The organism is Haladaptatus sp. QDMS2, assembly GCF_029338295.1.
In the GTDB taxonomy this organism is placed as follows: Archaea; Halobacteriota; Halobacteria; order Halobacteriales; family Halococcaceae; genus QDMS2.
The window spans coordinates 2,843,945-2,869,003 of sequence record NZ_CP119791.1 but is presented as its reverse complement, the minus strand read 5'-3'; the positions used below and the strand labels follow the sequence as shown (position 1 = coordinate 2,869,003).

29 protein-coding genes are annotated in these 25,059 nt (G+C 62.7%); 17 read left to right on the top strand and 12 right to left on the bottom strand.

The window, feature by feature from the left end:
* Positions 1 to 35: 35 nt before the first annotated feature.
* The gene (locus P1M51_RS15590; RefSeq protein WP_276246089.1) at positions 36 to 1,232 is read right to left on the bottom strand and encodes an inorganic phosphate transporter; all 1,197 of its coding nucleotides are present in this window, start codon (positions 1,230 to 1,232) and stop codon (positions 36 to 38) included.
* A gap of 87 nt (positions 1,233 to 1,319) precedes the next feature.
* Between P1M51_RS15590 and P1M51_RS15585 the strand changes: the two genes are divergently transcribed.
* The 6 genes from P1M51_RS15585 (at position 1,320) to P1M51_RS15560 (ending at position 5,061) form a co-directional block, all read left to right on the top strand.
* Positions 1,320 to 1,733, top strand: a complete 414-nt coding sequence (locus tag P1M51_RS15585) for a VOC family protein (protein ID WP_276246088.1) — start codon at positions 1,320 to 1,322, stop codon at positions 1,731 to 1,733.
* Between the two features lie 54 nt (positions 1,734 to 1,787).
* A complete protein-coding gene (gene hisA / locus P1M51_RS15580; RefSeq protein ID WP_276246087.1) occupies positions 1,788 to 2,516 on the top strand; it encodes a 1-(5-phosphoribosyl)-5-[(5-phosphoribosylamino)methylideneamino]imidazole-4-carboxamide isomerase in 729 nt (242 codons plus the stop codon).
* Between the two features lie 48 nt (positions 2,517 to 2,564).
* The gene (gene hisB / locus P1M51_RS15575) at positions 2,565 to 3,152 is read left to right on the top strand and encodes an imidazoleglycerol-phosphate dehydratase HisB (RefSeq protein WP_276246086.1); all 588 of its coding nucleotides are present in this window, start codon (positions 2,565 to 2,567) and stop codon (positions 3,150 to 3,152) included.
* Positions 3,153 to 3,656, top strand: coding sequence for an ACT domain-containing protein (locus P1M51_RS15570; protein WP_276246085.1), 504 nt, complete (start codon positions 3,153 to 3,155; stop codon positions 3,654 to 3,656). It abuts the gene before it with no gap.
* Positions 3,657 to 3,692: 36 nt separating this feature from the next.
* Complete coding sequence (pyrE, locus tag P1M51_RS15565) at positions 3,693 to 4,223, top strand: orotate phosphoribosyltransferase (RefSeq protein ID WP_276246084.1); 531 nt, start codon at positions 3,693 to 3,695, stop codon at positions 4,221 to 4,223.
* Positions 4,224 to 4,458: 235 nt separating this feature from the next.
* Positions 4,459 to 5,061 carry a YigZ family protein gene (locus P1M51_RS15560; protein ID WP_276246083.1) on the top strand — a complete coding sequence of 201 codons (603 nt, stop codon included), beginning with the start codon at positions 4,459 to 4,461 and terminating at the stop codon, positions 5,059 to 5,061.
* Positions 5,062 to 5,063: 2 nt separating this feature from the next.
* On the opposite strand, the gene P1M51_RS15555 is transcribed toward P1M51_RS15560, so the two are convergent.
* The 6 genes from P1M51_RS15555 to P1M51_RS15530 all read right to left on the bottom strand — a co-directional run bounded on the left by P1M51_RS15555 (position 5,064) and on the right by P1M51_RS15530 (position 12,141).
* Entirely contained in the window at positions 5,064 to 7,778 is a 2,715-nt protein-coding gene (locus P1M51_RS15555) for a TRAP transporter fused permease subunit (RefSeq protein WP_276246082.1), read from the bottom strand.
* Positions 7,775 to 8,275 carry a DUF1850 domain-containing protein gene (locus tag P1M51_RS15550; RefSeq protein ID WP_277504936.1) on the bottom strand — a complete coding sequence of 167 codons (501 nt, stop codon included), beginning with the start codon at positions 8,273 to 8,275 and terminating at the stop codon, positions 7,775 to 7,777. Before P1M51_RS15550 ends, P1M51_RS15555 begins: the two co-directional genes overlap by 4 nt.
* 57 nt (positions 8,276 to 8,332) lie before the next feature.
* Positions 8,333 to 9,355: a TAXI family TRAP transporter solute-binding subunit gene (locus P1M51_RS15545; RefSeq protein WP_276246080.1), complete on the bottom strand. Its 1,023-nt coding sequence runs from the start codon at positions 9,353 to 9,355 to the stop codon at positions 8,333 to 8,335.
* A 581-nt stretch (positions 9,356 to 9,936) separates the two neighbouring features.
* The gene (locus tag P1M51_RS15540; RefSeq protein WP_276274683.1) at positions 9,937 to 11,100 is read right to left on the bottom strand and encodes a CapA family protein; all 1,164 of its coding nucleotides are present in this window, start codon (positions 11,098 to 11,100) and stop codon (positions 9,937 to 9,939) included.
* 121 nt (positions 11,101 to 11,221) lie between these two features.
* Positions 11,222 to 11,896: a uracil phosphoribosyltransferase gene (gene upp / locus P1M51_RS15535; RefSeq protein WP_276246078.1), complete on the bottom strand. Its 675-nt coding sequence runs from the start codon at positions 11,894 to 11,896 to the stop codon at positions 11,222 to 11,224.
* Positions 11,897 to 11,955: 59 nt separating this feature from the next.
* On the bottom strand, positions 11,956 to 12,141 hold the full coding sequence (locus P1M51_RS15530; protein WP_276246077.1) for a hypothetical protein: 186 nt from the start codon (positions 12,139 to 12,141) through the stop codon (positions 11,956 to 11,958).
* A 57-nt stretch (positions 12,142 to 12,198) separates the two neighbouring features.
* On the opposite strand from P1M51_RS15530, the gene P1M51_RS15525 reads away from it, so the two are divergent.
* The gene (locus tag P1M51_RS15525; RefSeq protein ID WP_276246076.1) at positions 12,199 to 12,513 is read left to right on the top strand and encodes a hypothetical protein; all 315 of its coding nucleotides are present in this window, start codon (positions 12,199 to 12,201) and stop codon (positions 12,511 to 12,513) included.
* A 57-nt stretch (positions 12,514 to 12,570) separates the two neighbouring features.
* On the opposite strand, the gene P1M51_RS15520 is transcribed toward P1M51_RS15525, so the two are convergent.
* Complete coding sequence (locus tag P1M51_RS15520; RefSeq protein ID WP_276246075.1) at positions 12,571 to 13,833, bottom strand: GTP-binding protein; 1,263 nt, start codon at positions 13,831 to 13,833, stop codon at positions 12,571 to 12,573.
* Between the two features lie 110 nt (positions 13,834 to 13,943).
* Here P1M51_RS15520 and P1M51_RS15515 point away from each other — a divergent pair, with 110 nt between their 5' ends.
* From P1M51_RS15515 to P1M51_RS15505, 3 genes are all read left to right on the top strand, one after another.
* Complete coding sequence (locus tag P1M51_RS15515; RefSeq protein WP_276246074.1) at positions 13,944 to 14,240, top strand: hypothetical protein; 297 nt, start codon at positions 13,944 to 13,946, stop codon at positions 14,238 to 14,240.
* A 2-nt stretch (positions 14,241 to 14,242) separates the two neighbouring features.
* A complete protein-coding gene (locus tag P1M51_RS15510; RefSeq protein ID WP_276246073.1) occupies positions 14,243 to 15,214 on the top strand; it encodes an ArsA family ATPase in 972 nt (323 codons plus the stop codon).
* Positions 15,215 to 15,396: 182 nt separating this feature from the next.
* Positions 15,397 to 17,250: a carbon starvation protein A gene (locus P1M51_RS15505; protein WP_276246072.1), complete on the top strand. Its 1,854-nt coding sequence runs from the start codon at positions 15,397 to 15,399 to the stop codon at positions 17,248 to 17,250.
* Here P1M51_RS15505 and P1M51_RS15500 read toward each other — a convergent pair.
* Positions 17,247 to 17,831 (bottom strand): hypothetical protein, encoded by a 585-nt coding sequence (locus P1M51_RS15500; RefSeq protein WP_276246071.1) that lies wholly within the window; start codon positions 17,829 to 17,831, stop codon positions 17,247 to 17,249. The two genes, P1M51_RS15505 and P1M51_RS15500, sit on opposite strands and share 4 nt — an antisense overlap.
* Positions 17,832 to 17,965: 134 nt before the next feature.
* Between P1M51_RS15500 and P1M51_RS15495 the strand changes: the two genes are divergently transcribed.
* The 4 genes from P1M51_RS15495 (at position 17,966) to P1M51_RS15480 (ending at position 20,690) form a co-directional block, all read left to right on the top strand.
* Positions 17,966 to 18,184 carry a hypothetical protein gene (locus P1M51_RS15495; protein WP_369685072.1) on the top strand — a complete coding sequence of 73 codons (219 nt, stop codon included), beginning with the start codon at positions 17,966 to 17,968 and terminating at the stop codon, positions 18,182 to 18,184.
* Positions 18,185 to 18,245: 61 nt separating this feature from the next.
* Entirely contained in the window at positions 18,246 to 18,926 is a 681-nt protein-coding gene (locus tag P1M51_RS15490; RefSeq protein ID WP_276246069.1) for a DUF5828 family protein, read from the top strand.
* 52 nt (positions 18,927 to 18,978) lie between these two features.
* On the top strand, positions 18,979 to 19,449 hold the full coding sequence (locus P1M51_RS15485; protein WP_276246068.1) for a GNAT family N-acetyltransferase: 471 nt from the start codon (positions 18,979 to 18,981) through the stop codon (positions 19,447 to 19,449).
* 50 nt (positions 19,450 to 19,499) lie between these two features.
* Positions 19,500 to 20,690: an inorganic phosphate transporter gene (locus tag P1M51_RS15480; RefSeq protein WP_276246067.1), complete on the top strand. Its 1,191-nt coding sequence runs from the start codon at positions 19,500 to 19,502 to the stop codon at positions 20,688 to 20,690.
* Here P1M51_RS15480 and P1M51_RS15475 read toward each other — a convergent pair.
* Complete coding sequence (locus tag P1M51_RS15475) at positions 20,685 to 21,995, bottom strand: hemolysin family protein (RefSeq protein WP_276246066.1); 1,311 nt, start codon at positions 21,993 to 21,995, stop codon at positions 20,685 to 20,687. The genes P1M51_RS15480 and P1M51_RS15475 overlap by 6 nt on opposite strands.
* 170 nt (positions 21,996 to 22,165) lie before the next feature.
* On the opposite strand from P1M51_RS15475, the gene P1M51_RS15470 reads away from it, so the two are divergent.
* The 3 genes from P1M51_RS15470 to P1M51_RS15460 are packed head-to-tail and all read left to right on the top strand — an operon-like array spanning position 22,166 to position 23,532.
* On the top strand, positions 22,166 to 22,432 hold the full coding sequence (locus tag P1M51_RS15470) for a glutaredoxin domain-containing protein (protein ID WP_276246065.1): 267 nt from the start codon (positions 22,166 to 22,168) through the stop codon (positions 22,430 to 22,432).
* Positions 22,432 to 22,935, top strand: a complete 504-nt coding sequence (locus P1M51_RS15465; RefSeq protein ID WP_369685071.1) for a redoxin domain-containing protein — start codon at positions 22,432 to 22,434, stop codon at positions 22,933 to 22,935. Before P1M51_RS15470 ends, P1M51_RS15465 begins: the two co-directional genes overlap by 1 nt.
* Positions 22,936 to 22,938: 3 nt before the next feature.
* Positions 22,939 to 23,532, top strand: coding sequence for an L-threonylcarbamoyladenylate synthase (locus P1M51_RS15460; protein ID WP_276246064.1), 594 nt, complete (start codon positions 22,939 to 22,941; stop codon positions 23,530 to 23,532).
* Here the strand turns inward: P1M51_RS15460 and P1M51_RS15455 are convergent.
* The gene (locus P1M51_RS15455) at positions 23,518 to 24,162 is read right to left on the bottom strand and encodes a hypothetical protein (RefSeq protein ID WP_276246063.1); all 645 of its coding nucleotides are present in this window, start codon (positions 24,160 to 24,162) and stop codon (positions 23,518 to 23,520) included. The two genes, P1M51_RS15460 and P1M51_RS15455, sit on opposite strands and share 15 nt — an antisense overlap.
* A 218-nt stretch (positions 24,163 to 24,380) precedes the next feature.
* The gene (locus P1M51_RS15450; RefSeq protein ID WP_276246062.1) at positions 24,381 to 24,971 is read right to left on the bottom strand and encodes a LuxR C-terminal-related transcriptional regulator; all 591 of its coding nucleotides are present in this window, start codon (positions 24,969 to 24,971) and stop codon (positions 24,381 to 24,383) included.
* Positions 24,972 to 25,059 lie beyond the last annotated feature (88 nt).

The window sequence follows — 25,059 nt, the reverse complement described above, 5'->3', positions numbered from 1 at the left end:
GTTTCGGCGGTCATCAAAAATCGGGAACGTTCGCCTCAGACGAACGGCGCGAACCGGAACAGCAGGTAAGAGGCGACGCCAGCGAGCGTCGGCGTCAACAGCCAGAGCATCATCACCTTCCCCGTCGCCTGGGGGTCGAACAGCTCGCTCGCGGAGATTTCGCCGGGTTGTTCCTCTCCGATTCGTGGAACCGAACGGCGTTCACGACGCGCCGCGAGGGCGTTCACCGAGACGCCGCCGTCCTCGGCGGTAGGCGTCTTCGACGTGCCGCGAACCGCCGCACTCGCCACCTTCGAAATCGTCACCGTCCGGGTCGCTCGCCCCCAGCCGAGGCCGATGATGCACATCGTCGCGCTCACGGCCAGACTGGCCGGAATGCCGAGATACGAGAGGCCGGTGATGAGACTCGCGCTCACGACTTCGACGATGAGCGCGGCGAGAATCGGGAGGTCCGTGAGGTCGTTGCCGACCGTGTCGAGGGTGCGCCGGGCGATGGTGAACGCACCGAGACCGATGGCCGCGCCCGCGAGCAGGATGCCCTGATTCATCGTGATAGCGCCATTGCCGTACAGCGGCGCGATGGCGTTCGCGACGTTCGACGCGCCCGCAGAGAAGGCCATGTAACAGCCGATGGCGATGACGAGCAGACCGCCGATGAGATTTCGCCTGCTCACGTTCTCGCCGAGGCGGGGCCAGGGGAACGTACCGGAGCGGTCGAGTTCGATGAACGCCCCGTCACTGCGGTCTAAGGCGAACCAGTGGTCGAGATACGGGTAGAGGTAGCGGCCGATGACCGCACACACCCAGAAAGCGAGGATGGGGGAGACGAGCCACCAACTCACGATGCGGCCCATCACCGCCCAGTCGATGCTTCCGGTGGCGACGCCGAGGCCGGCGATAGCTCCGACGGCGGTCATCGAGGTGGAAGCGGGCACGCCAAAGAGGTTCGAGATGAGGAGCGCGAGGCCGATGAAGAACAAGATGGCGACGCTCGCAGCGAGGGTGAAGTAGTCCTGGGGGACGATTTGCCCGCCCATCGTCTCCACGACGTTGCGCCCGACGGTCCAGCCCCCGAGCAGGGCAAAGCCCGTCATCAGCCCGGCGGCGGCGAGTTTCGAGACGACGCGGCTGCCGACGGCCGGGCCGAAGGCCACGCCCGTAGAGGAGCCCCCGATGTTGAATCCGACGAAGGCGGCGACGAGCAAGCCGACGATGAGCAGCGCGCTGAACACGTCCCGAACCACGGGACGAGTCGGTTAAACGGTGTCGGCCTCCGAATCGGCCAACGCATCTATATCGGCGAAGTCGCTAGCGCTCGCATGATAGAACGGCTCGCGTTCGTCACGGTCTACGTCGAAGACCAGGACGACGCGCTCGACTTCTACACTAACACGCTCGGGTTCGTCCCGCGCGAGGACGTGGAAGTCGCACCGGGCGTCCGCTGGGTGACGGTCACACCATGGGCACAGCAGGAGGTCGCAATCGCACTCGAACAACCGAACGACAACTTTCACGGGCCGGAGACGGCCGCGCGAATGCGCCAACAAATCGGGAACGGCACGCCGTGGGCCTACACCGTCCACGACTGCCGGGGCACGGTCGAGCGACTCGCGAAGGGCAACGTGACAATCCGCCAGCGACCGGTCGAGCGCCGGTTCGGGCTGGAAGCAGTCATCGAGGACCTCTACGGCAACCCGCTGCTGCTCGTCGAACCCGACGAGCCAATCGACTGAGCAGTACCTGCCGAAGCCGAGTCCTTTAGGCGAAGTCGCCACCAACTGCGGGCAATGAGCGCATTTCCCGAGTTTCGGGTGATTCCGGCGGTCGATATGCAAGACGGGCAAGTCGTCCAACTCGTCGGCGGCGAGCGCGGCACCGAAAAGACCTATGGCGACCCGGTAGAGGCAGCCCAGAAGTGGATTGCGGCGGGCGCGACGACGCTCCACCTCGTGGACTTAGACGGCGCGTTCGAGGGCGAACGGCAGAACGCGAACGCCGTGGAAGCCATCCTCGACGCCGTGGACGTGGACGTGCAACTGGGCGGCGGGATTCGCACCGCAGAAGACGCCTTCGACCTGCTCTCGCGGGGCGTCAATCGGGTGATTCTCGGGACGGCGGCCATCGAGAACCCGGAGATTGTCGAGGAGATTAGCGAACGCTATCCGGGCAGCGTGATGGTCTCGCTCGACGCGAAAGGCGGCGAAGTCGTGGTGTCGGGATGGACCGAGGGCACGGGCCTCGACCCCGCGGAGGCGGCCAAACGCTACGAGGAGTTGGGTGCTGGCGCGATTCTCTTTACTGACGTGGACGTAGAAGGGCGGCTTGAGGGCGTGCAGACAGAGCCGGTGAAACGGCTTGCGGAAGCAGTCGAGATTCCGATTGTGGCGAGTGGGGGCGTGGCGACCATCGAGGACGTCGTGGCCCTGCGCGATGGGGGTGCTGACGCCGTCGTGGTCGGGAGTGCGCTGTACGAGGGGCGATTCTCGCTCGAAGAAGCGCAGGCGGCCCTCGACTAAATTCCCACAAGCGGAACCACCATGTAGGTGGCCCCTCTCTCATATCCTATGAGTGAGCGCTCGGCGGCCGTGACCCGCGAGACGGCCGAGACGGACATCGAAGTCATCCTCGACGTAGACGGCGAGGGCGAGTCCGTCGTGGACACGGGCATCGGCTTTTTCGACCACATGCTCGACGCATTCGCCACCCACGGCCTGTTCGACCTGACGGTGCGCTGTGACGGGGACGTAGAAATCGACGACCACCACACGGTCGAGGACGTGGCCATCACCCTCGGAGAGGCCTTCACGGAGGCACTCGGGGACAAGCGCGGAATCGTCCGCTACGCCGACCGCAAAGTGCCACTGGACGAGGCCGTCGCCTCGGTCGTCGTGGACATCTCCGGACGCCCGTACTTCGAGTTCGAGGGCGACTTCTCGCAGGACCACATCGGTGACTTCACGAGTCACATGGCAGAGCACTTTGCCATGTCGCTCGCGATGAACGCCGGCCTCACGCTCCACGCGAGCGTCAAGGGCGACAACGCCCACCACGAAGTGGAGGCGCTGTTCAAGTGTCTCGCCCGGAGTCTCGACGACGCCACCCGAATCGACGAGCGCCGGACGGACACCCCGAGCACGAAGGGAGCGCTCTGAATGTTCGACGAAATCATGCAGAAGTTCGAGGGAAGCCCGAGCCAGCAGGCCGTCATCCGCCTCCTGCTCGAACGCGGCTTTTCGGTGAACGAACAGGGACGCGTGGTGTCGGGCGGCATCGAGATTCCGAATACGGGCATCGCCCGCGAAATCGACGTGGACCGGCGTGTCGTGGACGCGACGACGGACGCGATTCTCGCGGACGAGGAGTTAAAGCGCATCTTCCAGAACATCTCGGCGATTCCGAGTCTGCGCGACCTCGCGCCGGTGCTCGATTTGACCGTGCTGACCGTCGAAGTCGCTGACGCTGACGAACCGGGCATCGTCGCGAAGGTCACGGGCCTCCTCGCGGACAACGGCATCTCGATTCGCCAGACCATCAGCGAGGACCCCGAGTTCACCGACGAACCGCGCCTCTACATCATCATGGACGACGAGTTACCGGGGGACTTGATAAACGAGATTCGGCGCCTGCCGTTCGTCCGAAAAATCGAACTGGAATAGACAACGTTTTTGCCGCCTCTCGCAGTCGATTGGCCAATGGCTGACATTGCTTCGCTCATCGAGGAGTGTGGCGCCGTGAAGTACGGAGAGTTCGAACTCGCGAGCGGCGAAACCTCGTCGTACTACGTGGACAAGTACGTCTTCGAGACCCAGCCGAAGGTGCTCGAAGCCATCGCCGAGGAAATCGCAGCGCGACTCGAAGGCAGCGACATCGACGTGATTGCGGGACCGGAACTGGGTGCGGTTCCGCTCGTCGCCGCCGTGACGATGAAGACGGGCATCCGCGGGGCGTTCATCCGCAAGGAGGCGAAGGGCTACGGCACGGATACCCGCGTCGAAGGTACCATCGATGAGGGCGACAAGGTGGCCCTGCTCGAAGACGTGACGACGACCGGCGGCACCATCTTAGAGACCGCACAGTTCGTCGAAAACGACCTCGGCGCAACCATCTCCCGTCTCATCGTGGTCGTGGACCGAAATCAGGGTGCGGTCGAAAATCTCCAAGACGGTGGCTTCGACCTGGAGGCCATCGTCCGCATCGGCAAGGACATCGACGTAACCAAATGACAGTACACGACGGCTAGCTGTCAACGTATCGTACTTTCGGTCGATGGATTGATTAGCGGCCCCGTGAAGGTTCACATGGCGACGGACTGAGATGTAGCGGCGTTACGCCCATTTCCCACCGTCGCAGTCAGAGGCACTCATCGAACCACATTCTCTCCCGAAGAGGGCGCGCCCCTGCCCTCGTTTCTCTCGGCGCTCGTAACCTGTTTAGGCGCGGCTCTCGAACCTTCGAGTAATGACACCGGACCCCTACCGAACGATTCGCGGCCGCGGCGAGGCGCGCTTCACCGTGCGAGGGTCCGAATTCATCGGCCACGCCCTGCCCGTGACCTCCGTCGAGGCGGCGGAGCAGTTCATCGACGAGATTTCGCAGGAGTTCGCAGACGCCACGCACAATGTCCCCGCATACCGCGTGCGGGCCGACCCGCTGCGCGAGTGGTCGAGCGACGACGGCGAACCGTCGAACTCTGCGGGTAAACCTGCCCTGTCGGTGCTCACTCACGAGGAACTCGAAAACGTCGCCGTCGTGATTACGCGGTACTACGGCGGGACGAACCTCGGCGTCGGTGGCCTCGTTCGCGCCTACTCGAAGGCTGCGAAGGAGGCTGTTGCGGCTGCGGGTATCGTCGAAGAGGTGCCACACGAACAGGTGTCGGTCACCGTCGAGTACGACGACTCGGGCACCGTGCGCGGCATCATCGAATCGACCGGCGCGGAGTTCGACGCATCCTACGACGCTGACGTCTCTTTCTCGGTCCGCATTCCCGTCGCGCAGTCGGCGTCGCTCAAGGACAGAATTCGAAGTGCGACGAGCGGGCGAGCAAAAATCGAGGAGTGAGATTATGCCGTCGTGTCGGTGTCGGCAACCGTCCCAGTGCCCTCGGCGCGAGGACCAGCAGCGCGGCGGTTCGCGACGACGAGCAGGACGAACAATGCGAGACCAACGCCACGGAGGGCGAGTTGTACCGTTTCGAGTTCGCCCGTGCCAGCCAGTGTGTTGGCGATGTCCGTGACCATTCCCGGTGCCATGAGTAACAGCGCAGAGATGGCGAACAAGCCGCGGTTCATCCGGCTCACGTCGGTGTAGAGGTAGCCGATGACCGTCGCGCCGAGACCGACGACGCCGACGAATACGGCGAGAATCGGCAAGACGACTTCAGGGATGAACCAGCCAACGTCGAGCACGTCCGCGGCGTTGATGACGCGAACATCCTCACCCGTGCCGACCCCGCGAATGAGCAGGATACCTGGCGTGAGGACGAACGCGAACGGCACGATGGCCTTGTTCAGCGAGAGCGAGAAGGCTTGGACACCCGTCTCGAACTGGTCGGACTTTGCAATCCCGGATGCGGCGTACGCGGCCACGGCCACCGGTGGCGTGATGTCCGCGATGACGCCGAAGTAGAGGATGAACAGGTGGGCTGCCAGAATCGGAATCCCGAATTCGGCGATTGCCGGCCCGAGCATCGACACCAGAATGATGTAGGTGACGGTGGTCGGCATCCCCATCCCCAGGATAATCGAAGAGACGGCGGTGAGCAACAACAGCAAGACGAGCGAACTCCCGGCGACGGTCAGGATGAGGCGCGTCAGGTTCGGTCCGAGACCGGTCGCGCTGATGACGCCGGGGATGATACCCGCAGCGGCGACGGCGATGACCACGGTCGTCGCCGTGCGTGCCCCGGAGTCCATCGACCGGAGGACGAACGTTCCGAAGCGGTACACCTGATTGGTCGCAAGCGACGGCCGGCCGAGACCCGCTGCGGTGCGTTCTGCAGTTTCGTCGATTTCGTCGTCGTAGTTGAGCAACGGCGATTCGTTGCGCGGGCGGAGGAGTAACGTGGCGATGCTCACGCCCATGATAATCCAGCCGAGGACGCCGGCGGCGGCCGAGAACGCCTCGGTTGCTGGCAGTCCGGCGCTACCCGCGCCGGTGATGGCGGACGTGACGCCGACGCCTGCGACGAAGTACGCCGCGAATTCGGCGACGAAGAGCGCGAGAATCACGCCGATGAGCGGGATGCGCGTCTTTTCGTTGTACGCCGCGATAAACGCGACGAGCGCCATGATAGCGACGAGCGTGAACCACGCAGAGCGGGCCACGGAGAGGCGCGCGATGATGAGGTAGTAGAGCAACAGTGCGAGCGGCACGAGGTAGAACCAGCCACGTCCCATGTGCTTTCGGGTGTTCACGATTTCGGATGGGTCTAAGCCACCGATGTCCACGCGCGAGGCTTCGAGGTGGACCATCACCCAGACGCCGAAGAAGAACACGATAGCCGGGATGGCGGCGGCAACGATGACGTCCGCGAACGGCGTCAGCGTGTACTCGACGATGAGGAACGCCGCCGCACCCATGACCGGCGGGAGAATCTGGCCGCCGGAGGACGCGGACGCTTCGACTGCACCGGCGAATTCAGAACGATACCCGGAGCGCTTCATCAGCGGGATGGTGAACGCACCGGTCGTCACCGTGTTTGCAATCGACGACCCGCTGATGGTTCCCATGAACCCGGACGCCAGGATGGACGCCTTCGCAGGGCCACCTTTTCGCGTCCCAGTTGCGGAGTACGCGAGGTCGATGAACCACTGGCCCGCCCCGGACATCTCGAGGAACGCCCCAAACAGGATGAAGATGTAGATGAACTGCACAGAGACGGTGACTGGAATCCCGAACACACCGTTTTCGGTGTTGTACCAGAGGTTCTGGATGATGACGTCCCAGCCGAGTTGCTCGATAGACAGGATACCGATGAGCTCTGCGTTCTGCGGGATGAGGAACCCGAAGCGGGCGTAGACGATGAACGCGGATACGATGAGCATCAAGTAAATGCCGAGTGCCCGTCGAGTCGCGTCTAAAACGAGCAGGACGCCGATGACACCGAGGATGAACGCGATGGACATCGAGTCGAACGGAATCCCAATCGCGCCGAGTGCCTGCGCAGGGCCTTCGAGGAAGGGAAGCACGTCACCGATGGTTCGACCAGAATTGAGGCCGAGTGCGCGCATTCGACGGATTTCGTCGAACTGCGTCAGGTGGTAAAGACCTGCCAGCAGTGCGAAGATAATCATCAGGAGGTCGAGAGGAGTGATTCGGTCGCGCGTGTCGTCTACCGCAAACCAGTGGAAGAAACCACCAGTGCGAGAGACGACACGGGCGAGCGGACTGCCGTCACCCGACGAGCGAATGACGGCGCGTTCTATCTTGGCAAATCGATTCGAGAGGAATCCCTCGCCTGTCGACGGCGGGAATAGCAAGAACGCCAGCACGAGAGCGAACGTCACGTGGACGGCGTTCACCGTGAGCAATTGGAGTGCTCCGAGGTTGATTTCACCGACGAAGGGGAGTGGGATGGCGAACGCGAATCCGCGTGCGGCAATCCACATCTGGAATGCGGAAAAGAGGATGGCCACGGCCGATACGAGTATCGCTGCTGTGCCTCTGACGGTGCGACGCCGTTCGAGCTTCTGCAGGAGTTCCTGCTGCTCTTCTTCCGAGATGACGTCGTCGTCATCCGGAGGCGTCGCAGTTCCGGGGGTTGGATTTTCTGTCATAGTTTCAGGGAATCTACCGCGACTGCCAGCGCAGATCGTTTCTCGACTGTGATTTTCACCGAGCTCGCGTCAGACGGTGCAACGAGGTCATACGTATGACTGTTGACATTCAGACGATGACCTGCTATTCGTCCCGCCTTGACATAAAGTTCATCGTCGGCCCACTCGGGTTCGAAGACGAACACGCCATTTTCCTGACGGACGTCCGCCCGGGCGGGAAGTCCCCACCCATAGGATTCGAACTCCATGTGGGTCATGACGATTCGGTCGCCATCGACGACGTAGGCGTCGAGGACGCGGGTTTTCTCGACACTGTGGGTGTACTCGATGCTAAAGGCAGTCCCGTTCTCGACGGGAATCGAATAGTACACCTGCCCGGTGTCTGCGTCCTCGACGACGAGTTCTGTGCCGACCGGCACGGCCGCCGCTCCTCCCGAAAGAAGAACCAAGAGGACCAACACGACCGCCACGATACGGAGCGACCTGCGCTCTACCATTTGCAGCCTTTGTGAATGATAAATAGTCGGGTGCTTACGTAGGCGTTTCGACCTCGGTTACGCACCGAAGTACGCCGCTGCCCCCTCGTGGAGTTCGATGGACATGCCGTCCTGGGCGGTGTCTTTGGTGATGAAGTCCTTCTTGATGGTCAGCGCGTCGGTGTTGTCGAAGATTGCGGCCGTAATCTGTTCGACGGTGTCGGCTTCGACCTCCGCTGCCGTGGCAATCATCGCCTGCACGGAGACGGTTGGAGTGTCTTCGTCGATACCGTCGTACGTCCCGGCAGGGATGGTGTCGTCTGCGAACCAGGAACCGGCTTCCTTGATGCTCGCGCGGGTATCGCCGTCGATTGGGACGATCGAGATGTCGTTGGTCGTCGCGATGTCCGCGACGGCACCGACCGGCCAGCCACCGACGACGAACGCGGCGTCGATGTCGCCGTTTTTGAGTTGGTCGGACGCCTGGGAGAACCCGGTGTTCTGCTCTTCGAAGTCGTCCGTCGTGATGCCGACGGTTTCGAGGATGGTCAGCGCGTTGACCTGCGTCCCCGACCCGAGGTCGCCGGTGTTCACGACTTTGCCTTCGAGGTCGGCGAGGGCGCTAATACCGGAGTTCGCCTGCGTGATGACGTGGATGGTCTCCGGGTAGAGCGTCGCGACACCACGGAGGTTTTCGATTGGGTTGTCCTGGAAGACGTCGATACCCGTCCCGTTCTTCGCGAAGAACGCGACGTCGTTCTGGATGAGCGCGAAATCGGCGTTGCCGTTCGCGAGCGACCCGACGTTTTCGACGGACGCGCCGGTGGACTGGACGTTTACCGTGAAGTCGGTGTTGTCCTCGATGATGTTCTTGAACTCGTTGGAGAGTGGGAAGTACGTCCCACCCGTACCGCCTGCGTGCCACGAGAGACGGGTGTCGCCGCCGCCATCACCGTTGCCACCGTCGGTCCCGTTGTTGCCACCGTCCCCGCCATCGCCACCGGTACAACCGGCGAGCGCGGCGAGTCCTGCTGCACCAGCCACCTGCATGAACGTGCGGCGGCTTGTGTTCGAACCTTTTGTCTGGTCACTGTCTACCATACCACCTCCTTGGTCACTCTGCATGAAAAACTTATTCAATCATGCTGACTAGTTGTTCTTCGCTATAGATTGACGGATAATTATGTTAGCCGCTATAGAAACGGTGCGGTACCCGTACTGTGTCGGATATATGAAGAGATAGTATCAGGAACAATGGTAATCGGTGTCACTCACTGGCAATATTTACTGATTGATGAACAACCAGTATCTGAACTATATAGACGTCGAGTCGGCACAGAACGCAGTTCGAATCGGATTCGATACCCGGCGTTTCAGTCCCAGAGCGTGCCCGAATCAGCGCATATAGGCTGAAAGCCGAATCGCCAACGACGCAGGAAAGGTCTGTTTCGCGAGCGATATTTCGTTTCCAATTGGGCTTCCCTATTCGTGTTTCCACACGAAATAGACGGGTCAGAGTGGCGACCGTGGGGTGCCGTCAGCGTGACTATACATGACTATGTACCCGAAAGTGGTGCGTTTCGTTCGCAGAAAGTGGCTCTCGATTGGCCTCTCTACCGTCGGTTTCCAGGCGAAATGAGAGGGTTGTGAAGGGCCGTGAAGCCGGCGGTTACGATGTCGGCTCAGAGATGGACCACGAGACCATCGCCAGCCCGTTCATAGGTCGTATCGAACGGTTCAGCGCGGTCGTGCATCGTCTCTCTCAGCCACTCGGCCTCGTCGTCGGTCGGCGGACGGACGCCGTCGTCGATGTGGAGTGGGACGAGCCGGATTTTCGTCGGTTCGTCGCCCTCGAAGGTCATCTCGAAGAGGAAACTCTTGTCGTTCCCGAGGTCGTCTTTGATGCCGAAATCGTCCACGAGGTCGCCCGTGTCGTGGAGGATGATACCATCTTCGTACTGCTCTATCCCCTGGACGACGTGGGCGCTGTGGCCGTGGACGACGTCCACGCCCTGGTCGACGAGCCAGTGACCCAGTTCGACGAGTTTCTCGCTCGGGCGCTCGATCCAATTTTCGCCCCAGTGAATCGAGAAGACGAGCAGGTCCGGGTCGGTCGCCTTCGCGCGGTCGATGGCATCGCGCATCTTCCGTCGGGTCTCCTCGGAATCGTAATCCCGCGAAATCCAGGCGATGCCGGGTCGGTCGTCGGTGGCGGCGTAGAAGTCGTACTCGTCCGAAAACGAGACGACGGCGACGTCGAGCTCGCCGACGGTGAGCGTGGCCGGTTCACGCGCTGCCTCCGGATTCGCGCCCGTGCCCGCGTTCGCGATGCCGGCGTCGTCGAGGTGGGTTATCGTGTCCATGAGCGCCGTCGCGCCGAAGTCCAGCGCGTGGTTGTTCGCGAGCGACGTGTACTGGACGTTGCCGGCTTCGAGGGCTGGAATCGCCCACTCGGGGTCGCCCCGGAAGTAGAAGGCGCGGCCAGGGTAGCGTTCGCCGCGAGTCGAGAGACTGCACTCCAGGTTGCAGAGGACGCCGTCTACCGATTGAAGCCGGGGCTGGAACTCACCCCAGATGCTCGCGGGGTCTACGTCGTCGTCGCCGTAGATGTTGTTCAACCGGCGACCGACCATCGTGTCGCCGGCGAAACCGATGGTCGTCGTGGGTTCCGGCTCCGTCGTCGTCTTTTGAGTCGATTCTTGGGTGGAGGGTGGAGGGGCTGACGTGTCCGAGTCCCCAGTCGCGGGCGGCGCGTCGGCCGAGGGAGTGTCGTGTTGGGAACCGACGCACCCACCGACCGTGAGTGCGCCCACGGCGCTGAGGAATGCACGCCGATTTCGTTTCATCGAGTCTGTGATATTGAACAGGTGACACTTGTAGCTGACGGCTCCGGCGGTGGCAGAGCAGCAAGCTGAATTCGAGAGAAACGGGAGGAAAATCAGTGGTGACGATGGACCAGTTGCGCGGTTACTGGGTGCGGAACGCGCGGTCGCCGGCGTCGCCGAGGCCAGGAATGATGTAGCCGTCGTCATTGAGATAGTCGTCGATAGCGACGGTGAGGAGATTCGCTTCGGGGACCTGGTCTGCGACCCGGAGCAGGCCCGGCGGGGCGCTCACGGCAGAGAGAACGATGAGGTGCTGTGGGTCGGGGGCGTCTTCGAGGACGTGGTCGAGGACGGTGCACATCGTCGAACCGGTGGCGAGCATCGGGTCGGCGACGATGACCGTGTCCGTCTCCTTGATTTCGGGGAGTTTGACGTAGTCGATGGTGATGGGGAACTCGCCGTCGACCATGCCGGCCTCCTCGTCGCGCCCAGCGCTGATGACGCCCTGTTTCGCACGGGGGAACGCCTTCAGGAGACCCTCGACGAACGGTGTCGCGGCGCGAAGGACGTTGATGATGACCACATCGTCTAGGCCTTTCACGCGCTCGCCGGTCGTCTCCTGCATCGGCGTCTGGATGGAGACGTACTCAGTCTCCATGACGCCGTCTATAATCTCGTAGCCACAGATGCGGCCGAGTTTGACGAGGCCCTTCCGGAAGGCTACCTGCGAGGTGTTCACGTCTCTGAGTTTCGACAGGGTGTCCTTTGCCAGTGCGTGCGTGACGACTTTCGCGTCGCCGCGGTCCTCGATGGTCATTGTAATTACGGGCAACGCGAAGTGCCATAAATTACCGGATATGGCCTCAGGCAGGCACGTTATCGCATCACTACAAAATGCGTGAGCACCACAAGCACACCCGTCGCGAGCGCGACGTTCACGGGCGTGAACGCCCAGAGGCTGATGAGCGAGGCTCCCCAAACGACGAGACTGGCGAACAGCACGGAGAGGACGACGTTCATCACGAACAGGACGCGCGGGTCGCCCTGTGACTTCTGACTCATGGCAGTGCTCGGTGACCGAGCGACTAAGTACTTATCATGCGAATCTCTAGCACGACAATGCGCCTCAGAACGCGGTCTGGCGACTCCGTAGACCCGGTACCCTTTCTGGTCGCCCTCTGCACCTCGTTTCTGTTCGTGTTCTCCGCGGGGCCGGTTTACGGACTGACGCTCGGGTACTCGCTCGCCGTCTCCGTGGCCGCCTCGACGCTCCTCTTTCTCGGCTGTGCGGCGCTCTGCTACCACCAACTGGTGTGGACCGCCCGCCCCGACCTCACGGCGGAGATTCCCGTCGAATTCAGGGTCCGACGGCTGTTCGTCGCCATCCTCCTCGTCGTGCTCCTGTTGGTACTGGTGAACATCCCCTTTCTCTGAGGTCGGTGCCCCACGCGGGCACGCGGGGTGAACCATACGTATCTGCGCTGGGGGTGGCTATGGTTCGGCGACGACCGCGACACCCTCCAGTTCTGCGGGAAGCGGATTCTCGAAGTCCTCCCAGTCTGCGTCCATCTCCGCGTCGGTGAGCAGACAGTCTGACAGTGACTGGCGTAGTCGGTCTTCCTGCAGGTCAGTCCCGATGAAGACGAGTTCCGTGCGGCGGTCGCCCCACTCGTCGTGCCAGTCGAGATTTGGACGATTGGCCCGATAGAGTTCCTGGTCGAGTTCCGAGAGACTCGCGACCCACGGGCCAGTCACCTCGAATCGCGCGGAAGGACCTGCCTGTCCGTAGGTCAGTATGTTGTCCCCACAGCCCGCAACCCAGCAGGTTCCCTTCGACCGGATGATGCCCGCGGGCAGCGAGGCCAGCAGGTCAGCGATACGTTTCGGGTGGAACGGGCGGCGAGCGCGGTACGTGAACGAGGAGACGCCATACACGTCCTGTGGATGGCTGTGGCCGTGGTGGGCGTCAGATTCGTCCGCATCGCCGTGGGCGTGCGTGTTTCGATGGTTGTGGCCATGGTCTGCATCCTCGTCCGCGGCGAGTGCCTGTTTCCACCCCGCCTGCTCCGCCGCGGTCTGTGGGTCGTACAGCCCCTGTCCGAGCAGGTCGTGGGGGTCGAGTTGCCCGTGAGTCGTCCGCCGGAGTTCGGCGTCCGGGCGCAGCGCGAGGACCATTTCCTCGACCGCGGCGAGTTCTGCATCGCTCACGAGGTCCGTCTTGTTGCAGACGACGAGATTCGAGAACTCGACCTGTTCGACGAGCAGGTCGGAGAGCGGATGAGTATCCTCGTCGTCGGTGCCGCGGCGCTCTGGGACGCCCTCGCCGCCGAAGGTGTCGAAAAAGAGCCGCGAGTCAACGACGGTGACGAGGGAATCCACGGTGTAGAGCGCGGCAGCCCGAGACTCGGTGGTGAACAGCCGTGCGACGGGTTCGGGCTCGCTGATACCCGACGACTCGACGACGAGGTGGTCGAACTCGCGGTTCTGGGCGAGGCGGACGACGGCCGTGTTCAGGTCGTCCTGTAGTTCACAGCAGATACACCCGTTCGAGAGTTCGGTAACGCCGCCGTCTGCGACCGAGAGCTCTGAGTTGTCGCTCACGAGGCCGGCGTCCACGTTGATTTCCCCCATGTCGTTTACGAGCACCGCGATGTCGAGGTCCCCGGCGTTGTGCAGGAGGTGGTTCAGGAGCGTCGTCTTGCCCGCCCCGAGCGGCCCGGAGAGAATCGTCACCGGAATCGTGCCCGCGTTCATGGGTCAATCGTCACGAGTCCACGGTAATGAGTGTTCCTCGATTGTGTGTCAGGGTGCCAATCGGACGGGACGACACAGTTTTATGTGGCAGAACAGGTGGTTGAGAACAGATGACACTCGCAGAGCGCATCGCCGAGTTCCGGGCCGTCCTCGAAGAGTGGCTGGCCGGGCTGTACCACGGGATGATCAGCCACCCCGCCTACGAACTCATCGAAAAGGAAGCGGAGGACGTAGAGGACGACTTCATGCTCGCGTGTTTCCCCGACGCCTTTGGGATTCCGAGTCCCATCTCCTACTATACCGCAGAACTCCTGCCGTACTTGGAGAATGAGTTCGAGGCGTGGGAACGCCGAATGTGGAATCGCGGCTCGATTCTCGAACGCAAGGGCGAACAGTATCACTTCTGACCATGCGCAAATTCGTCTTCTTCGGCGGCAAGGGCGGCGTCGGCAAGACCACCGTCTCCGCCGCGTACGCCTACAAGTGCGCCGACGCCGGGTTGAACACGCTGCTCGTCTCTACTGACCCCGCCCACTCGACACAGGACGTATTCGACCAGGCGTTCACCGACGACGCACAGGCAGTCGACGGAATAGCCAACCTCTGGGCGATGGAAATCGACCCGGAAGAGGAGGTCTCGCGCCACCTCATGGAGACGAAACGCGCTCTCGGCGACCAGGTGAGCGCCTCGATGGTCAACCAGATCGACCGGCAAATCGAGATGGCCCACCAGACACCGGGGGCGTACGAAGCCGCCCTCTTCGACCGCTTCGTGGACGTGATGCGAAACGCAGACGAGTACGACCGGGTCGTCTTCGACACCTCACCAACCGGCGGGACGCTCAGACTCCTCTCGCTGCCAGACTTCCTCGAAGGCTGGATTCAGCGCCTCCTGCTCAAACGAAAGCAGAGCGTGAAACTGTTCGAACGCGCCGCCATCGGCAACAACGAACCCCGCCGAATGATGGACGGCGACCCCATCATCGACCGCCTGCAACAGCGAAAGGAAATGTTCGAATTCGCGGGAGAAACGCTCCGCGAGGAGGCGGCATTCTACCTCGTTTTTAATCCCGACCAGCTTTCGGTTCGGGAGACGGGCCGGGCCATCGAGGGCCTAGAAGAGAAGGGGCTGTGGGTCGCTGGTCTCGTCGCAAACCGACTGACGCCGGAGCCAGACCCGGACGAATCGGGGCGGGGCGCACGATTCCTCAGAGACCGCGTCGAAACCGAGCGCACCCGTCTGCAGGAGGCGAAAGACGCCTACGACCAGCCGGTCGTCGCCGAACTCGAAACCCGAATTTCTGAAATCAAGGGCGACCTGCTCGCGGCCGTCGCGGTCGACCTCGACATCGCCGTGACGGACGAACCAGCGGCGCGGTGAGTTTGTGGTTCCGGCAAGAATATCTCCCGCAGACATATTTCAGATAGATTAACATCTGCAGTGAGGGTGGAATAATCAGCCGTCTCAGCCGTCAGACATACCTTATTTTTCCATCATTAGTCCGTCAACTTTCCTAATGTTTAAGTGTGTGTTTCCCACACACAGTTGTGAGGCTTACAAACATGGTACAAGTTGCCGTGCTGGTGGTTTTGTCACTCATTACGTTCACGGTGGGGTATCTCGCGTATTCGCGCTACCTCGCCCAGTTCGTCGAACTGGATGAGTCGACCGACACGCCAGCGCACCAATACGAGGACGGCCAGGAGTACGTTCCCTCCAAAAAGCCCGTCCTCCTCGGGCATCACTATTCGAGTATCGCGGGCGGCGCACCGATTGTCGGGCCAATCACCGCCGGCGCAGCGTTCGGATGGCTCCCAGCGATTCTCTGGATTGCCATCGGGAATCCGCTGTTCGGCGCGGTCCACGACTTCATGTCGCTGTCGGCCAGTCTCCGCCACGACGGAAAGTCAATCGGGTACATCATCGGCGAGTACGTCGGCGAGCGGGGGAAGAACATGCTGCTGTGGTTCGCGTTTCTCACCATCATCCTCGTCATCGCGGTGTTCGCACTCGTGGTGGCCGTGGTGTTCAACGCGTTCCCCTCCTCGGCCACCGCGAGTCTGATTTACATCGGCCTCGCCATCGTGTTCGGGATTTACTTGTACCAGCTCAATTTGCCGTTCCTGCCCGGCGCAATCGCCTTCATCGCGATGGTGTTCGGCGGTGTCTGGGTCGGCATCCAGTATCCAATCATGCTCGTCGGCGGTGCTGACGCTGGTGCAATCGTCCTGCTCGGCAGTCCAGAAGCCTGGAGTTGGCTCCCGCTCGCCCAATCCGACCTCGGCGCGAACGTCGCCGCCTGGGTCCCTGTGGTCGTCATCTATGGATTCGTGGCGAGCGTCCTGCCGGTCTGGGTGCTGCTCCAGCCCCGTGACTTCCTCACGTCGAGCCTGCTCTACACCGGCGTCGGCGGGATGCTGCTCGGCGTCATCGTCGCCACCGTCCTCGGCTTTGACCCCGTCACCATCAGCTCGGGCGGCTCGGAACTGACGTTCACGACGCTCGAAACGCGCATGTCTGCGTTCAAAGGCTTCGTGAGTCCCGTCCTCGGGCCAATCTTCCCATTCCTGTTCGTGACCATCGCGTGTGGGACGATTTCGGGCTTCCACGCGCTGGTCTCCTCGGGCACGACCGCGAAACAGCTCAACAACGAAAAAGACGCCCGCGCCATCGGCTACGGCGCGATGCTCGGCGAGGGACTGCTCGCGACGACGGCCGTCGCCGCCCTCTCGCTGGTCGCTTCGACGGCGTTCCTCGGTGACTCGGGACTGGTCGGGGCACTCGCCAACTTCCCGACCGGCGGTGCGGTCATGCTCGCCGCTGGCTTCGGCATCCCCGTCGCCATCGGCATGGCCTTCATCGGCCTCGTGTTCGTGAGCTTCCTGCTCACGAGTACGGACACTGCGGTCCGTCTCGGACGCTACATGTTCGACGAAATCGTCGGCGTCCCCGAAACCTCGGTCGAGAAGACGGCGACGAACCGCTACGTCAACGCCGGTATCCAGTGTGTCGGTGGCTACGTGCTCGTCTCGAGTGGGACGTGGTCGAGCCTCTGGCCGCTGTTCGGTGGCGCGAACCAGACGCTCGCCGCGCTCGCGCTGCTCGCAGCGACCCTGTGGCTGGCTAACTGGGACGACAAGAAACAGCTGTTCAGTACCGGCGCGCCGATGGTCATCATGCTCGGCGTGACGCTCACGGCGCTGCTGTGGATTGGCCTGTATCGGGCCCCAACCTCGATGCTCTCTGCCGACGGAACGTTCCAGATGGTATCCTTCGGGATGCAGTCGCTCATCTCGCTCGTGCTCGCCTATCTGGCGATATCGATTGCGCTCATGGGCTACAAGAACATCAAGAACGTCCGTAGTTCTGCCACCGGCCGCGTCGCAGCGGACGGTGGCGAAGTGACCGACGACTAGCGACCGAACAACGACCGGAGTCGGCCCACGACTCCACGCTTTTTGCGCGATTCGAGTGACTCCCACAGTGCGAACGCGAGCGACACGTCCGCCTCCTTGCTCTGGACGATGTCCTCCGCCTCGGGGGCGACGACGACGAGGTGCAACTGGTACTGGCCGTGGTAGCCGTACTTGATGAGCGTGCGGTCGCTGAACGAGGAAACGTAGCTTCGAACCTCGTCCGGAATCTCGGGGGCGACCACGACGAAGACGAAGTCCGTTCCGAAGTGGCGTTCGTCGGGTTCGATCCACTCGTCTGCGAGGTCGTGACCCAGTTCGACGAGGCGTTCGAGGCTGGCCACCGACACTGACGACTCGCGGCGGGCGAACAGGTGTTCGGTCGATTCCTGGTGGCCGTAGGAGAGCGCCGAGGTGAGAAACTGCTTGTGGACGTCGATGTCGAGTTTGCCGTAGAGGTCGAACGACTCGCCGCCCGCCCGATAGTCGCGCTCCAGGTCGTAGTTGTACATGAGCCGCTTCGCGACGTCGTCGTAGTAGTCGTCGTCCCACGTCGGGATGTCGGGAGGTTCGGCCTCGCTCATGTGGCCCTACCCGTGTGTCGTGCGTTGCCCAATCGCTCCATACGAAAGGAGACAGGATGAACCGGTGAAAAATCCGTCGGGTCGTCGGGAGACAACACTTAACACGGCAGTTCCCGAATGCTTCCACCTACGCCATGGACAGTGACAGGAGCGAAGCGTGTGGCCGATGCGCGATGAGTTCGGTCGTCTCGACGGCCGCGGACGGAGACGACGCGGCACGGACAGACCCCTTCGCCGGCGCGCGAATCGAAGTCGACGACGCGGAGTTGCGCGCGCTCTCGCCAAGTGCGTGGCTCGCTGGATTCAAGGCTCGACTCGACGACCTCGCGACGCGCCTGACCTACGGAAAATAAGTGGGTTGCTGAATCAGGGGTGACGTTAATATACTGACCAGCCTAAGGCCTGTTCTAAGCGATGGAAGAGAGTATCTCCGGATTCAAACGTCGGGGGTCGTGGGGGGACATCGTCGAACACGGCGAGCGCATCACGCGCGCGCTTCGCGACCTCGGGGTGGAGGGTGACGCATTCGACGCCTGGGACGAGTGGCGACCCAAAAGCCACGAACGACTCGACGAAGACGTGAGCCAGAAGACCGCAAAACAGGCCTCCATCGGCGAGGGCCGGGGCGAGAAAGCGGGCAAAAATCCGAACGACGACATCCGGACGGCGGGTGAGAAACTCGCCGAGTCCTACGAGAAACTGGACGACCCGGACGAGGCGATGGGCCGGTGGAACGAATCTATCGACTACGTCGCGCGCGCCGCCGATTCCGCCGGGCGGAAGGCCATCCGCAAGGTCGAGGACGCCGTCTACCGCAAGGTCATGACCCAACTCGCGCCGTATTATTTCGACAACGAACTCGTGAGCGCGAACCTCCAGCAAGTTGCCCGCTTCGAAAAAGAGGAGACGTTCGTCTTCGAGGTGAACGTCAACGACGACGCGTTGAAACAGGACGTCTCCACGCTGCTCGGCGAGTACGAGGACACCATCGACCGGTGGCACATCGACATCGAGAAGGAAACCGAGACGGTCGAAGCCGCAGAGGGCGTCGAAGCCCCCGAATCGGAGGGGCGCTCGCGTTCGACGACGAACTGAGCGACCTGTCGCACCACACCTATTTTTCCACCCGTTGCACGAATAGTGAGCCATGGTTCACGTTCGGCGGGCACGTCGAGAGGACGCAGCACGAATCCTCGACGTCCACCAGGCCGCCATCTTTGGCGACGGCCCGCACTCCTACTCGTCGGCGCAGGTCGAAGCCTGGGCGACCAGAGACCATGGCCCCGAGGGCTACGCGATTGGCGAAGCCGGACAGGAGTATCTCGTCGCCGAAGTGGACGAAACCGTCGTAGGGTTTGGCCATCTCAACACGGAATCACGGGAGATAGAGGCCGTGTACGTCCACGGGGACTACCTGAGACGCGGCGTCGGCAACGCCCTGCTCGCCCGGCTCGAAACCCTCGCCCGCGAGGCTGGCTTCGACGCGGTGACCCTCTCTGCGTCGCTCAACGCAGTCCCGTTCTACGAGGCGAAGGGGTACCGCGACGAGGGTGGCGTCGTCCACGAGACCACCGGCGGCGTCGAACTCGACTGTCGGCGGATGGCAAAGCGTCTCTGACCTGTCGCGAACGGTAGGCTAATACGGACACCACCTGTAGGCCTGCCCAGATGGTCGATGCAGGGACACTCTTGACGGTTCTTGTCGCCGGCGGCGCGAGTTTCTTCATGGCGTGGGCGATTGGTGCCGGGTCTTCCGGGTCGACGCCCTTCGCGCCCGCCGTCGGAGCCAATGCGATTTCCGTCATGCGCGCCGGGTTCATCGTCGGCCTCCTCGGCCTCGCCGGGGCGGTGTTACAGGGGGCGAACGTCTCCGAAGCCGTTGGTCGCGAACTCATCACGGGCGTCTCGCTCTCGCCACTCGCGGCGACCGTCGCCCTGTTGACCGCCGCCACGCTGGTCGCAATCGGCGTGTTCGCCGGCTACCCCATCGCCACTGCGTTCACCGTGACCGGTGCGGTCGTCGGCGTCGGCCTCGCCGCAGGCGGCAATCCAGCCTGGGCCAAGTACGAACAAATCGTCACGCTCTGGGTGCTCGTCCCCTTCGTCGGCGGCGGGACGGCCTACGCCACCGCGCGACTGCTCCGCAATCCGAACGTGAGAGAGGAGGTGGCGGTGCCGGTTCTCGCCGGCCTCATCGGCCTCATCCTCGCGAACGTCGAGTTCGCCGTGTTCGGGCCGCCCGGATTCGCCAATTCGTTCGCTGGACTGCTCGCCCAGCAAACGCCGAGTCCGCCGGTGTTCGGCGTGCCACTCGTCCACATCCTCGCGTCGCTGGCCGTCGCGCTCGTCGTCGGCCTCCTGCTCGCTCGGGACATCCGCGGAAACAAAGAGCGGGGCCAGCGCCACTTCCTGCTCGCTCTCGGCGCACTCGTCGCCTTCTCCGCAGGCGGGAGTCAGGTCGGCCTCGCCATCGGCCCGATGCTCCCGTTGCTCGAACCCTACACCATCCCTCTCACCGCGACGCTCGTCGGCGGCGGCCTCGGCCTCCTGCTTGGCAGTTGGACCGGCGCTCCGCGCATGATAAAGGCGCTCGCACAGGACTACTCCTCGCTCGGGCCGCGCCGTTCCATCGCGGCGCTCATCCCCTCGTTCGCCATCGCGCAGGTCGCCGTGTTCCTCGGCGTCCCCGTTTCGTTCAACGAAATCATCGTGAGCGCCATCATCGGCAGCGGCTACGCAGCACAGAACGCCGGCGTCAGTCGCAAAAAGATGGTGTACACCGTCCTCGCGTGGGTCGGGTCGCTCGTCCTCGCGCTGGCCGCGGGCTTTGGCCTCTTTCAGGCCGCGAGCCTCCTATGAGGAGACTTCTTCTGGGTCGGTTTCCTCGCGTTCTTCCTCGGGTGTGATGGAGACGCGAGCTTTCATGATGCGCGTGTTCTCCACCTTCTCGACCTGAATCCGGACGCCATCGTAGGTGATGACCTCGCCCTCCTCGACGAGGCGGCCGACGCGGTTGAAGATGAAGCCGGCGATGGTCTCGAACTCCTCGCCTTCGGGAAGGTCGATGTCGAGGGCGTCGTTCACCTCGTCGATGTTGACCTCGCCGCGGACGAGCGCGGTGGTATCGTCGACGAACTCGATTGGCTCCTCCTCTTCGCTCTCTAAGATTTCGCCGACGATTTCTTCGGTCATGTCCTCGGTCGTCGCGAGCCCCTCGGTGGTCCCGAACTCATCGATGACGATGACCATGTGCATGCGCTCTTTGCGCATCTCCGCGAGCAGGTCGTCTACGTTCTTCGACTCGGGGACGTGCAAGACAGGTTCGAGCAGGTCTTCGAGCGTGAGGTTCTCACCGCCCTCGCCGTAGTTCAGGTCACGGACGAGGTCGCGGATGTGGACCACGCCGACGATGTTGTCGAGGCCGCCCTCGTACACCGGGATGCGGGCGTGGCCGCTCTGGACACACGTCTCGATTGCCTCTTCGAGGCCCGCGTGCATCGGCACCGCCGTGATGTCGAGGCGCGGCGTCATGACCTCCTTTACGATGGTGCTGTTGAACCGAAAGATGCGCTGGAGCATCTCGTGTTCTTCTTCCTCCAGTACCCCCTCTCGCTCGCCGGTTTCGAGCAGGTCCTGAATCTCCTGACGGGTAATGTAGGACGTCTCGATCGAAGAGCGCCCACCGGTCACCTTGTTCACCAATCTGGTGAGGTAGTCGAAGGTGACGACGAGCGGCAGCAAGATGTACTCCGAGAGTTTGAGCGGACGGGCGATTCTGAGCGCCCAACTCTCCGTGTTCTCCACCGCGTAGGATTTTGGTGCGCTCTCGCCGAACAGCAACACGAGCGCGGTGATGCCGAAGGTGGCGATGAGAACCGACTCGCCGCCCGAGAAACCAAGCAGCGCCAGCAGCCCCGTCGCGATCGAGGACATGGCGATGTTGGCGATGTTGTTCCCAACCAGAATCGTCACTAACAGCCGGTGCGGGTCGTCTTTCAGGTCTTTGAGGACGGCTGCGCCTGATGCGCCGTCTTCGACCAGCGAGTCCACACGGTGGGCCGCGAGCGAGAACATTGCAATCTCCGACGAGGAGAAGAATGCCGACAGCGCGATGAGCCCGATGATTGCTACGACGCCGAGACCGATGAAGGTCCCATCTGACATCTGTAACCCGAACACCCCGACGTCGAGAGGTCCGATCGCAGATGCGACGACTGGCACCGTAGCCGCAGATATACCCATTAACGTGTCGCTATTGCAGGGGTGCGGGATTAAGAGTTGTCATACCACGGATGAGCGAAGCGCTCTTTTCCGTGACCTCCTAACGACCGGGTATGTCGGAGTCAGAATCGGCGATAACGCTGTACCGCTTGCAGGCCTGTCCGTACTGCGAGCGCGTGGTGCGCAAGTTACAGGAGTACGACGTAGAATACGACTCGCGGTTCGTCGAAGCGATGCACGCTGAGCGAAACGTGGTAAAACGCATCAGCGGGAAGCGAACCGTCCCCGCTATCGTCGACGAGAACACGGGCGTCACGATGTCCGAAAGCGCGAACATCGTCGCGTATCTCGACCGCGTCTACGGCGAGGAGGCTGCCTGATGGTGGACTTCGACGTCGTGGACCTGCCCGAAACGGACCACGTGGACGTGGGCGACGAGGCCCCTGACTTCACCCGACCGCTCGTAAACGAGGAGTTCTGGGAGGACGTAGCGCTCTCCGAGCTGCTCGAAGACGGTCCCGTCCTGCTGGTCTTTCACACGATGGACGGCGCGTTCCCTTCGACGTACATCTGGAACGAAATTCGTGACCGCGCGTGGGGCGACTACCTGCAGGTCGTCGGCCTCTCCATCTCCTCGCCGTACGAGCACAAGACGTTCATCGCCGAACGCGGGATGGATTACCCGCTCTTTTCGGACCCGGCGAACGACGTGGCTGAAGCCTACGGCATCGTGAACGACTTAGACGGCATGACGGGCATCGAGGAGCCGCGCCCGGCCATCTTCCGCATCGACGAAGACGGCACCATCGACTTCGCGTGGGTCGCATCCGAGTGGCCGGAGTTCCCCGACTACGACGCCGTCGAAGACGCCATCTCGAACTGAACGATGGCCGTCGACGAAGCCAACATTCGACGGGCCGCCCGGGCGATTCGTGCGGGCGACGCCGTCATCTTCCCGACGGAGACGGTGTACGGACTCGGCGCGGACGCACTCGACCCCGAGGCAATCGAGCGGGTCTTCGCGCTGAAGGGGCGCAGTCGGGACAAACCGCTCTCGCTCGGCGTGCCCGACGTAGAGACGGCACTCACGTACACGAACCCGACCGACCGCGAACGTCGGTTCATGGACGAGTTCCTGCCGGGCCCGGTGACGGTCATCGTCGAACGGAAACCAGCCGTGCCGGACGAACTCACCGGCGGCCTCGACCGAGTGGGTATCCGGATTCCCGACCACGACGTGGCGCTCGCGCTGCTTCGCGAAGTCGAACCGGTCACGGCGACGAGCGCGAACGTGAGCGGCCAACCGAGTGCACACGTCGTCACCGACATCGGCCCCGACTTGCGTGACGCGGTGGCGGTCGTCCTCGACGACGGCGAGACCCGAGGCACCGAGAGCACCGTGGTGGACGTGGAAGCGGGCGTCATCCACCGCCGTGGCACGCTCGCAGACGACATCGAAGCGTGGCTACGAGAGGAGTGAGCGCAACGAGCGCGTTTTCACCCCGCATTTCGTGCGAAAGTCACACGCTCCGCACTTGTCGCTGTTTTTGAGTCGCGGTGGTGGGCCGTCGAGCTCCCTGACCGCCCGAAGTGCGGTTCGGTAGGCGGCTTTTCTGCGCGTCGTGAGTCGTACCTCGCGGACGATGCCGTGAGTGGGATACTCGACGAAAGTCCGTTCGACCGGCGTCTCGCGCTCCCACGAGAGTGCCTTCGCGGCGGCGACTGCGTGGACGGTCTGTGGATACCAGACGCCCGAATCCGGCGGCGACCCGGTGAAGACGAGCGACGGGATTGGTGGGTCAGTGAGCACTTTGTGCGCGATGCCGCGGGCGTCTTTTCCGGAGAGCAGAGCCATTTCTGTCGGTGGGTCGGCCAACTCCTCGAACCGGTCGAATTTGGCGCGAGCGCAGTTGAGATTCGTCCGAAACTGTGTGGGCGTCACCTCGATTTCATCGGGAAGCGTCTCCGCGTCGAGCAGCCTCGGGTACTCGAACGCGAGTTGGCGTTTCTGCGCTACCTCAGGCGGCGGCGACCGGTCGTCTTCGCGGCGCTCGTAGTACAGTTGTCGTGGGCAGTAGGCGGCGATGGCGAGGTCTCGGAACGTCGGCACGGGTCGCTCTGGTCCCGGGTTGATATATAAAGTTCAGGGCGGTTGCGGTTGCGATGCTGTGCGGTTGCGGTGCAGTGCGTTGCGGTTGCAGTGCAGTGCGTTGCGGTTGGGAGGTTGTCCAGCGCGGCACCCGAACTCTCCAACCGCGAGTTCGGCCTTTTTCGCGCACGTTTTTGCAAGCGGGGTCGCGAAGCGATCCCCCCCGAAGCAAAAAGGTGCTAGAACGAGACGTTCGACTCCATTCCTTCGGTGGCGTCCTCCAGCCCAGTTTCGCGGGCGGATTTCGTCATCGAGGAACCGGTCGCGTCGAGGATTTCTTCGAACTCGCTCACGAACCGCTGGCTGACGCGGCGGATTGCCGCCTGCGTTTCGATGATGCGGCGGTGGCGGCGCACGGTGGATTCGGCGATGTCGAGTTCGTCGGCGATGGTGGCGACCGATTTACCGTCGGAGAGCGCCGCTCGGAGGGCGTCCACCTCGAAGGAGGCGTCGAGGTCGCGTTCACGAATGAGGTGGAGATCCATGCGAGCGCGGAAGACGGTGGCGGGCGACACGTCGAGTTGTTTTGCGATGGTGGCGTCTTTCACCTCGTCGTAGTAGGCGTTGACGAGCGCGGCGAGGTCACCGTCCGAGAGGTCGGTGGTGAACTCGTAGCGGTCGCGCATCTTCGCGATGACCGCGCGCAGGCGCTCGTCGACGCTCTGTTTGGGCGTGAGCGACCCGCGCCCCTCCTCCTGTTGTTCGGTAACCGTCGCGTCCCCGGCGACTTCGAGGAAGAGGTTTCGGAGGGATTCTGTTTTTTCGTCCATGGCTGCGATATCGGGAATCTGAGACCCCGTGAAGGTAAATAGCTGTTGCTGATTGAGGTCGTCAACCGAAGCATTAACTGTGGTTGAC